The organism is Vogesella aquatica (assembly GCF_028548455.1).
Lineage (GTDB): Bacteria > Pseudomonadota > Gammaproteobacteria > Burkholderiales > Chromobacteriaceae > Vogesella > Vogesella aquatica.
Window position 1 is genome coordinate 1 of record NZ_JAQQLF010000046.1, and the last position, 754, is coordinate 754.

1 protein-coding gene and 2 pseudogenes are annotated in these 754 nt (G+C 51.1%); 1 reads left to right on the forward strand and 2 read right to left on the reverse strand.

Features of this window, described 5'->3' with window-relative positions; genetic code table 11:
* Nucleotides 1-124: pseudogene (locus tag PQU95_RS18465) on the forward strand (IS481 family transposase); the annotation flags it as partial.
* A gap of 74 nt (nucleotides 125-198) precedes the next feature.
* On the opposite strand, the gene PQU95_RS18470 reads toward PQU95_RS18465, so the two are convergent.
* Both PQU95_RS18470 and PQU95_RS18475 read right to left on the reverse strand, forming a co-directional pair.
* Complete coding sequence (locus PQU95_RS18470) at nucleotides 199-474, reverse strand: hypothetical protein (RefSeq protein ID WP_272753360.1); 276 nt, start codon at nucleotides 472-474, stop codon at nucleotides 199-201.
* A gap of 157 nt (nucleotides 475-631) precedes the next feature.
* Nucleotides 632-754: pseudogene (locus PQU95_RS18475) on the reverse strand (IS481 family transposase); the annotation flags it as partial.

Genomic DNA, 754 nt, shown 5'->3' on the forward strand with positions numbered 1-754 from the left:
CCAGCATCTACCGCAAAGGATGCTGGCGCATCAGACACCATTGCTGGCGATGAAACAGTGGCAGAAATCACATCCCGAACTATTCAAAAAGCAGGTGCGTAATCGTCCGGGACTGGACATATAGCTGGCTTATTCGTGTGTTTAATGCAGCACGCAGGATGGGCAAAGCACAACGTGCCCACCCTATTTGCGGCCAAGCTAGGTAATAGAATCACCAAAATACCTTTGAATGCGTTGTTCAATAAGCGGCAATTCGTTCGAGCTGTCGTGGCGAAGATCGACTGTAAAGGTACGAATGCCTTCAAGTAGAACCTCTTTGGCTCTGGCGTGCTCGCCTGTGATGAGGAGAAAATCTGCTGCTCGATCAAACATCCATTTTTGAGCCACCAGTTCTTCGGCCGCACCCACCCAAGACGAAATTCTATCCAGGTATGGCAACCCTGCCCTCTCTACACACGCCAAAAACTCGCTCATTTCATCCGCATCTTCTGGCTTGCCCGAAAGCTGGAAGTGCTTATCGGGCCCGCGCTTCCATTCAGCGATGTTCCAATCAGAAGCACCACCTAAAGCGTTGTTCGGTGGGGGAACACCCCACTGCGCTTCGTACCATTTCGCATAGTCTTTGGATGTACTACCTGTCCAGTCCCGGACGATTACGCACCTGCTTTTTGAATAGTTCGGGATGTGATTTCTGCCACTGTTTCATCGCCAGCAATGGTGTCTGATGCGCCAGCATCCTTTGCGGTAGATGCTG

Coding starts and splice junctions, on each gene's coding strand:
- PQU95_RS18470 (WP_272753360.1), bottom strand. CDS start 474: ATGAGCGAGTTTTTGGCGTGTGTAGAGAGGGCAGGGTTGCCATACCTG.